The sequence below is a fragment of the Kitasatospora sp. NPDC029367 genome, assembly GCF_055569135.1.
The window spans coordinates 1-8,050 of the sequence record NZ_JBVHYH010000139.1; the positions used below are offsets into that span (position 1 = coordinate 1).

General features: G+C 73.1%; 8 protein-coding genes and 1 pseudogene. 4 read left to right on the forward strand and 5 right to left on the reverse strand.

Annotation, left to right across the window (positions count from 1 at the left end):
- Window positions 1–133: 133 nt before the first annotated feature.
- Window positions 134–1,504, reverse strand: coding sequence for a M64 family metallopeptidase (locus tag ACZ4W5_RS37440; protein WP_465659673.1), 1,371 nt, complete (start codon window positions 1,502–1,504; stop codon window positions 134–136).
- A gap of 62 nt (window positions 1,505–1,566) precedes the next feature.
- Window positions 1,567–2,286 carry a hypothetical protein gene (locus tag ACZ4W5_RS37445; RefSeq protein WP_465659675.1) on the reverse strand — a complete coding sequence of 240 codons (720 nt, stop codon included), beginning with the start codon at window positions 2,284–2,286 and terminating at the stop codon, window positions 1,567–1,569.
- A gap of 187 nt (window positions 2,287–2,473) precedes the next feature.
- On the opposite strand from ACZ4W5_RS37445, the gene ACZ4W5_RS37450 reads away from it, so the two are divergent.
- Window positions 2,474–3,298 (forward strand): SAM-dependent methyltransferase, encoded by an 825-nt coding sequence (locus tag ACZ4W5_RS37450; RefSeq protein ID WP_465659677.1) that lies wholly within the window; start codon window positions 2,474–2,476, stop codon window positions 3,296–3,298.
- 77 nt (window positions 3,299–3,375) lie between these two features.
- Here ACZ4W5_RS37450 and ACZ4W5_RS37455 read toward each other — a convergent pair whose 3' ends face one another.
- Window positions 3,376–3,933 carry a DUF1707 SHOCT-like domain-containing protein gene (locus ACZ4W5_RS37455; protein ID WP_465659679.1) on the reverse strand — a complete coding sequence of 186 codons (558 nt, stop codon included), beginning with the start codon at window positions 3,931–3,933 and terminating at the stop codon, window positions 3,376–3,378.
- 90 nt (window positions 3,934–4,023) lie between these two features.
- Between ACZ4W5_RS37455 and ACZ4W5_RS37460 the strand changes: the two genes are divergently transcribed.
- Window positions 4,024–4,752 (forward strand): TetR/AcrR family transcriptional regulator, encoded by a 729-nt coding sequence (locus ACZ4W5_RS37460; RefSeq protein WP_465659681.1) that lies wholly within the window; start codon window positions 4,024–4,026, stop codon window positions 4,750–4,752.
- A gap of 97 nt (window positions 4,753–4,849) precedes the next feature.
- Here the strand turns inward: ACZ4W5_RS37460 and ACZ4W5_RS37465 are convergent, their stop codons facing one another.
- Window positions 4,850–5,629, reverse strand: a complete 780-nt coding sequence (locus ACZ4W5_RS37465) for a class I SAM-dependent methyltransferase (protein WP_465659683.1) — start codon at window positions 5,627–5,629, stop codon at window positions 4,850–4,852.
- Between the two features lie 226 nt (window positions 5,630–5,855).
- Between ACZ4W5_RS37465 and ACZ4W5_RS37470 the strand changes: the two genes are divergently transcribed.
- Both ACZ4W5_RS37470 and ACZ4W5_RS37475 read left to right on the forward strand, forming a co-directional pair.
- A complete protein-coding gene (locus tag ACZ4W5_RS37470; protein ID WP_465659685.1) occupies window positions 5,856–6,230 on the forward strand; it encodes a hypothetical protein in 375 nt (124 codons plus the stop codon).
- Window positions 6,231–6,379: 149 nt separating this feature from the next.
- The gene (locus ACZ4W5_RS37475) at window positions 6,380–7,162 is read left to right on the forward strand and encodes an SAM-dependent methyltransferase (RefSeq protein ID WP_465659686.1); all 783 of its coding nucleotides are present in this window, start codon (window positions 6,380–6,382) and stop codon (window positions 7,160–7,162) included.
- Between the two features lie 268 nt (window positions 7,163–7,430).
- Here ACZ4W5_RS37475 and ACZ4W5_RS37480 read toward each other — a convergent pair.
- Window positions 7,431–7,712, reverse strand: a pseudogene (locus tag ACZ4W5_RS37480) (hypothetical protein); the annotation flags it as partial.
- Window positions 7,713–8,050: the final 338 nt, after the last annotated feature.

The window sequence follows — 8,050 nt, forward strand, 5'->3', positions numbered from 1 at the left end:
AGGCCCCTGGGCTCCGGTCGCGCACCCCTTCCCCCCCCCCCCCCCCCCCCCCCCCCTCCCCCCACTCTCGCCCCCCCCCCCCCCCCCCCCCCCCCCCCCCCCCCCCCCCCGGGGTCGGCGTCCTGACGGCTGACTACTTGGTCACCAGCCAGGACAGGCTGCCGGTCAGTTCCTTCCGCAGCGCCGGGTCCGCGACGGCCGGGGTCGGGTCGGTGGCCACGGCCGTGAGCAGGTGCGGGCGTGAGCGCGGGCCGGTCAGGTGCAGTGCCTCGAGGTCGAGGGCGGTGCGTCCGCGCAGCCGGGGCTGTTCGCGTCCGTCGAGGTACCAGTGCAGCTGGGTGTCGGGGACGGGCAGGTCGACGGTCAGCCGGTCGGCGGCGGTGAGCCGGCTGCCGGCGGGGGTGGGGCTGGTCAGCGGGGTGGCGTGGCGGTAGAAGCCGGCGATCATCGCCTCCCGTCCGGGCAGGTTGAACTCGCGGCCGAGCGAGCGCATGATCGAGTTCTCCGTCGGCCGGTACAGCCCCGTCGGGTAGTAGCCACCGCCCTCGAAGCTGCCGACCGTTCCGCCGTCGGGCGAGGCCTGGCCGAGCCAGCGGGCCCACTTGGTGCCCTGGTCGCGCATCCGGTCGGCGGTCAGGGTACTGAGGTTGGCCTCGGGCGGTTCGGCGCCCTGGTACGTCCCCTGGCCGTCGTAGGAGTACTCGTCGGCGAGTTTGCCCAGGGAGTGGCCGGTCTCGTGCACGGCGATCTGCCCGGACTTCGCGTTGCCGCCCGCGACGGTGGCGATGCCCTCGTAGCCGAGTGGGGACTTGATGTCGTTGTAGCCCGCGCCGCCGTACTTGGCGGTGTTGGCCACGACGATCACCAGGTCCGCCTGCGGGGCCTTGGCGGCGTAGCGGTCGACGGCCTTGTCGTCCACGCAGAGCAGCCGTTCCACGCCGTCGCACCAGAAGTAGGAGCCGAGCGCGGTGTGCCGGACGGTGGCCTGGTCCGGATCACCGGTGACGCCGGACTCCGGGGAGACGGCGGACACCGCCCAGACGTTGAACAGTTGCCGGTAGGTGGCGTACGGCTCGACGGCGGTGATCTCGCGCCACTTCTCGGCGGCGTCGGTGCGGAACTTCTGCTGCTCCTGGGCGGTGTAGCCGTCGCCGATCACCACCACGTCCAGCTTGGCGGCCGGGTCGCCGTTGCGGACCAGGGCGGTGACCTCGCCGTCGCCGTCGGCGCCCGGGGCGGTGAGGCCGGCGGGCGGCGTGGCCAGGTACGGGGAGGCGGCGGGGGCCGTGGCGTGGGCGATGGTCCCGTCCTCGGCGAAGGCCTCGACCTGGTGCCGGGGCCGGTCGGTGCCCGGTGCGGCGGATGCGCCGGATGTGCCGGGCGCGCCGGGGTCCGGTGCGCTCCAGGCGGGGGAGGCGCCGAGCAACGCGGCGGCGAGGGCGGCGGTCAGCAGGGCCGACGCGGTCCTGACCCTTCCTCTTCTTCTTCTGGTCCTGATCGGCACGGAGTTCCTCCCGGTGGGCGGCGGATGTGGGGAGGCTACTTCCCTTGTTGGGGACCTGACAATCAGGCGTACTCGTTGAGGATGCCGCGGAAGAGGGCGGTCGCGGCGATCCAGCACAGTGCGGCGACGATCAGGGTTACGGCCAGCGGCCACTGGAGGGTGAGCAGCGCGATGGAGCCCAGGAACGTGGCGAACACGTTCGCCACGACCGTGACGGCCAGGGGGAACGACACGGCCCCGTCGTCCGGTGGCCACGCCTGGGTGAGCACCAGGGCCGTCCCGGCGGCGATCAGCAGGCTGAGCACGGCGGCATCCGCCCACGGGTAGGTCTCCGTCCGGGAGCGGTGACCGTGGTAGCTGATCTCGATGACCCGGCCGTGCAGGACGTTCACGTCCACGGTGGTGCCGGCGGTGACGTCGTCGTAGAACGCCTTGCCGACGCTGTACTCGGCGGCCGGTGCCGTTTCGCGGGCAACGGTCAGGGTGTAGGGATCCGAGTCGGAGTCCGGATCCAGGTGCTTCCCGGTCACCCGGCCGCTCTCCCGCGTCGCGCAGGCGTCGGACGGCTTCGCGGTCGCGGTGCAGAGCGGGGTGTCGTGGTAGCGGCGCACGTCCTCGAAGGCGGCGGTGAACCGGACGAAGCCCGCGACGACGAGCGCGATGCCGACCAGGCCGAGCACGATCCGGACGGCGGGCCGCAGCCTGTCGCCGAGGGACGGCGGCACCTGCCAGCCGTCCGGGTTCGGGCGTGCGTCCCGGACGGGAACCGCGTCCTCAGGCATCGTCGCCGCCCGGCGTCGGCACGGTGTCCTCGTTCATCGCCACCCCCGTCGATTCCTCCCCGGTCGCCCCGGCGTTCGCACTCGATGCGACGCCGGTCACAGCCCGGATCATGTCAGGGAACGGCGGAGTGCGCGAGGAATTGGCCCTGCCCGGACCGGACTTGTAGGCGGCGGTAGATTGGCGGGCATGACGCCGACGCCTGATGCGATGAGCCCGGTCTCCCGCACCGCCCTGCCCGTGGTGCTGGTGCGGGCGCATGAGAGCACCCGGCCCGAGCCGCTGTTCACCGACCCGTACGCGGCCCGGTTCGCCGAGGCCGCCGGGCTGCCCGCCGAACTCCCCGAGCGGGCGCGGCGCGAGGGCCTCGCCGCCGCGCTCGCCGTGCACATCGTGCTGCGGACCCGCTACTACGACGACCGGCTGCTGGCCGCCGGGACCGAGCAGGTGGTGCTGCTGGCGGCCGGACTGGACGCCCGGGCCTACCGGCTGGACTGGCCGGGCGGCACCCGGCTGTGGGAACTGGACCTGCCGCCCGTACTGGAGTTCAAGGAGCAGGTGCTCGACGCGGCCGACGCCGTGCCGTCCTGCCGGCGCGAGGTGCTGCCGGGCGACCTGCTCGACCCGGGGTGGCCGCGCCGCCTGGTCGCGGCGGGCTTCGACCCGCAACTGCCCACCGCCTGGCTGGCCGAGGGCCTGCTGGTGTACCTGAGCGCCGAGCAGGCGGCGGGGCTGCTCACGGCCGTCGGCTCGCTCTCCGCACCGGGCAGCCGACTGCTGATGGAGCGCGGCCGGGACGTCTCGCGCGGCCCGGAGGATCCGGCTCTGGCCCATGTCACCGAGCTCTGGCAGGGCGGGCTCGGGCCCGAGGCCGACCAGTGGCTGAACGCCCATGGCTGGCAGGCCCGGACCACCTCCCTCGCCGAGGTCGGAGCGGCCTACGGCCGTCCGCTGCCCGAGGGCGCGGGGCGGACCAGCGGCTTCATCGAGGCGGTGCGCACGGCCGAGGGCTGAGCCGGGGCGGCCGAAGGGGCCGGGGTTCAGCAGAGGGCGGGTTTCACCGGAGGGCGGTGTTCACCGGAGGGCGGGGTTCACCAGAGGGAGTGGCGGATCCGCAGGCGGCCTGTCCCCATCCCCCCGGAGATCCGGATGACCGGCCCGCCCGGGCGGACGTTCCGGCGGGCGCGGTAGCGCGGCTGGTTGAGGCCGGCGTGGAGGGCGGTGAGGTCGACGACCGCGTTCCGGGGCACGGTGATGCCGGCCCCGCCGGTGCCGAGCAGCAGTTGGATGTCGACCACCGGGTGCTCGATGACCGCCCGGGAGAGGTCCAGCCGCACCCGCCCGAGTGCCGAGGCCACGGTGAGCACGCGCGGGACGCGCCAGGCGCCGCGCCGCCGGATCCGGCCGCCGAGGGCGTCGCCCGTGAGGGTGGTCGCGGACCGGGTGTCCGGGTGGGCGACGGGCTCCGGCAGTCCGGTCAGGGCCTCGGCGAGGCCGTCCGGTGTCGTCGCGGTGAGCGCCCGCTGCAGCCGTCCATCCAGCTCCTCGAAGCCGAACTGCCCGTCGGCGTAGGCCTCCTGGAGGCGGCGGACGGCGGTGTCGCGGTCGGCCTCGCTGATCGGTGTCGGCCCGTCCGTGCCGGTCGCCATCAGTTCACCCCTCGACTGAGTACGTTGTACGCGGTCATGGTGGCCACGCTAGATTACTGGGTACCGTGTACGCAAGAAGAAGGGTCGACGGTGGCCGACGCCGAGTACGTGAACATCTGGATGCGGCCCGAACGCCCCGCCCGCGGGCCTAAACCCGCCTACAGCCGGGCGCAGATCACCGAGGCCGCCGTCCGGATCGCCGACGCCGAGGGCCTGGAGGCCGCCACCATGCGCCGGATCGCCGCCGAGATCGGCGCCGGCGCGATGTCGCTCTACCGGTACGTCCCCGGCCGAGACGAGCTGATCCAGCTGATGGCCGACCGGCTGATGGGGGAGATCGACGTCGAGGGCATGCCCTCCGGCGACTGGCGGGCCGACCTCACCCGCTACGCCCACGGCCTGCGCGCCATGTGGCTGCGGCACCCCTGGATCGCCACCGTGCACCGCGCGCTGCCCGGCCTCGGGCCTCAGCAACTGCGGCTGATCGAAGGGGTGATGGGCGTCCTGGACGCGCACCTCCCGATCGACGAGAACCTCGGCCTGATGGCCGTCCTCAACGGCTTCGTGGAGGGCGCCGCCCGCGACGAGGTCAGCTGGACGGAGGAGGTGCGGCGCAGCGGCGTGAGCGAGGAGGAGTGGCAGGCGCGCAACTACCCGTACGTCCGACACCTGCTGGAGAGCGGGGAGTACCCGATCTTCGGCCGGATCGCCCTGGAGGCGCGCGGGCCCCGGCTCGGCCGCGACGAGCAGTTCCGGATCGGGCTGGAGCGGGTCCTCGACTGCATCGCCGCGGCGCTTCCGCCGGAGGCGCGCGCGTAGCGCCGGGACGTCAGCCGGAGGCGGGATGTCAGTCGGCGGCGGGGCGTCGACCGCAGGCGGGACGGCGCAGGACGGTCGTCGCCGCGGCCCTGTGTGGTCACAGTCGGCGGGTGCGCAGCACGCCGGTGAGCATCGGCAGGGTGAAGCCGCCGTCCGCGGTCTCCGGCCGGCTCGCCAGGAACGCGCGGATCCTGGCGAGCGCGGCCTCCCGCCGGTCGTCCGGCATGACCAGCATCCCGGCGCGGGTGGCCAGGGTCGCCACCAGCGAATCGGCGGTGCGCGGCTGCCCGTGTGCGAAGAGCTCCTGCCGTGCCTCGCCGAAGCGGACGGCGCCGCCGCCCCTCGGCAGGTGGGCGCCGGCCGTCTCGGCCCGCCAGGCGGCGGGCGTGTCACGCGGCCCGACCGCCGCGGCCCCGCTCACCCGGGCCAGCTCGGCGACCCAGTCGACCCGGTCGTCCAGGAGGTTCCAGAGGCCCGCCAGGATGCCGCCGGACCGCAGCACCCGGGCGATCTCCGGGCCCGCGACCGCCATGTCGAACCAGTGCATCGCATTCCCGGCCAGCACCACGTCCACCGAGGCGTCCGGCAGCGGAACGGACTCCGCGCTTCCGGACAGCGCCCGGACGGTCGGCAGCGAGCGGCGCAGCTCGGTCAGCATCGCCGGATCCGGCTCGACCGCGATGACCTCGGCCCCCAGGTCGAGCAGGGTGGCGGTCAACTTGCCGGTCCCGGCGCCGAGATCGAGCACCCGGGGCCCGGGCGCGGCGTCGAGCGCCCAGCGCACCGCGGCGTGCGCGTAGTCCGGGCGGTGCTCGGCGTAGGCCGCCGCCGCGGCGCCGAAGGACGAGGCGTGGCGCTGGTGCTGGTCGTGATCCATCCGGCCACGCTATCGGCGCCCGGGCCCGTCGGCCGGTTTTCTCATCAGTTCCTCAACTTCGGTCCGCTCCCGGACCGGCCGCCCGGTGGCGCGCCGGTGCTGCCGGGGCGGCGGTAGCCGACACCGCTGCCGCCGTCCTCGTCGGGCGGGGCCCGATCCACGCCCGGCTCCGGTGGGCTTCTCCGCCCGGCTTCGTCCGGCTTCGATGCTGCGGCATGATCGGCGCATGGAACGAGCGATCGATCTTGACGAGGCCGTCCGCGAGGTGGAACGTCGGAGGAGCCGCTGGGCGGGGGCCGGACTGACCGTCGGGCCGGTGACCTGGCGCGACGGGGCGCAGAAGTGGCCGCAGCGGCTGGAGCCGGACCGGGCCGTCGTGGTGCACCCGGACTCCTTCGGAGTCGTTCTCACCGGGCCGGCGGGCGCGTCGTTGTCCGTCGTGCTGTTCCGCGGCGGTTGGGCCGATGTGGACTACCTCGCCGATACCGACGATGCCGGCACGCTCCCCGGCTCCGGCATCGATTCGGCGGCGGCATTCGGTGATCGGCTCGACGGCTATGTGGTCAGGGTCTTCGGGGCCTGCGCCTCCGTGCCGGACTGAGCTAGGCCGTTTCGTTTGGATCATCTCGCTGACCAGACGACCGGGGGATCGGGAAGGTCATTCGCGTGATGGCCAGCGCTTGACGGTTGCGCATGGCCGCGTGCTGTGCGGAAGGGGGCGGACGATTTTGGGTTGTGCGTCCGTGTGTCATGGGCTTGGGTGTGTCCGTGACTGCATTGGATGATCTTGCACGACCTGGTCGCTACCCGCGTTCCTCTGGTTATGACCCTGCCTGGCTCGTGGGCCTCGACATGGGGCCGAACCCGTTGTGGCTCCTGGAGGACCTGGCCGCAAATCTTGATCTGCGGCCGGGGATGAGGGTGCTGGACCTTGGCTCGGGCAAAGGAGCCACGTCGGTGTTCCTTGCGCGTGAGTACGGCGTTGAGGTGGTCGCGGCCGACTGGTGGATACCAGCCGAGGACGCTGCCGCCGTCTTCGCCCAGGCAGGAGTCGCCGACCGGGTGACCGCCGTGCGGGCGGAGGCGCACGTCCTGCCGTTCGAGCCGGAGAGCTTCGACGCGATCGTGAGCATCGACGCGTTCGAATACTTCGGTACCGCGGACGGCTACCTCCCCTACCTGGTGCGGTTCCTACGGCCGGGTGGCCAGTTGGGCATGGCGACACCGGGGATGACCAGGGAAGTGCGCGAGCTGGGGGCGATCCCGGACCACATCAAGGCGGTGGTGGGCTGGGAGGCCATCGCCTGGCACACACCCCAGTGGTGGCGCTTCCAGTGGGAGGTCACCGAACTGGTGGACGTCACCTCCGCGCGCCTCCAGGAAGATGCATGGCAGGACTGGCTGCTGTGGGCGCGTGCCTGCGCCGAGCAGGGGCCGGACGCCGCGAAGGCGAACCAGCCGGTGATCGACATGCTGACGCAGGACGGCGGCGAATACCTCTCGTTCGCCCTGGTAACCGCCCGCCGCAGATGAAAAGGCTCGTACTGGCCGGCATCTGTTACCGTCGCACGGGCGCGGCAGGCGCGTGAACGCGGACACGTGGGGAGGTTGATGAATATGGCCGTCAACGGCCTTTCTCGACATGCCCTTTTCCGCTCCGCCAGCTGACAGAGCGCGGACCGGGTCACCCACTCCGACCAGGAGACAACCGTGCACCCCACTACCTTTGACGGCCCGGGCGAGCTGACCACGCAGCGGCTCGTGCTGCGCACCTGGACGGCGGCCGAGGCCGCCGCCGTCGTCACCGGCACCAGCCGACCCGCCAGCTGGGCCCGGACCGGCCGATGGCATGGTCGGCCGATTCTGCGGCCGGGCCCCCATTTGCGGGCTCCGGCCGCGTGCTGGTGAACGCGCACGATCGTGGAGTCCACCGATACGGCCCAGACCAGGTCATCGTCTGCTCGGCCTGGGCCATCAGTGCGGTGAACACCCGCTCCCAGCTGCCGTCCAGGGCCCACATCCGCAGCCGGTTGTAGACACCTCTCCAGTTGCCGAATTTCTCCGGCAGGTGGACCCACTGCGTTCCGGTTTGGAACTGAAGGCGATCGCGCCGATCGCCTCCCGGTGGTCACGCCAGCGTCCACCCCGCTTCGGTGTCCGGTCCGGGAGCAACGGCTCGATTCGCCCCCACTGCACATCTGTTAACGGCACACCCAGACCAACGATCGGATGATCCAGACGAAACTGCCTAGCCGACCGACGTTCGGCTTCGGACGATCAGCGCCGACTCCGGGGCATCCCGTCCCCCCTGAATCGGCCCTGTACCGGCGCGGGGGGGGGGGGGGGGGGGGGGGGGGGGGGGGGGGGGGGGGGGGGGGGGGGGGGGGGGGGGGGGGGGGGGGGGGGGGGGGGGGGGGGGGG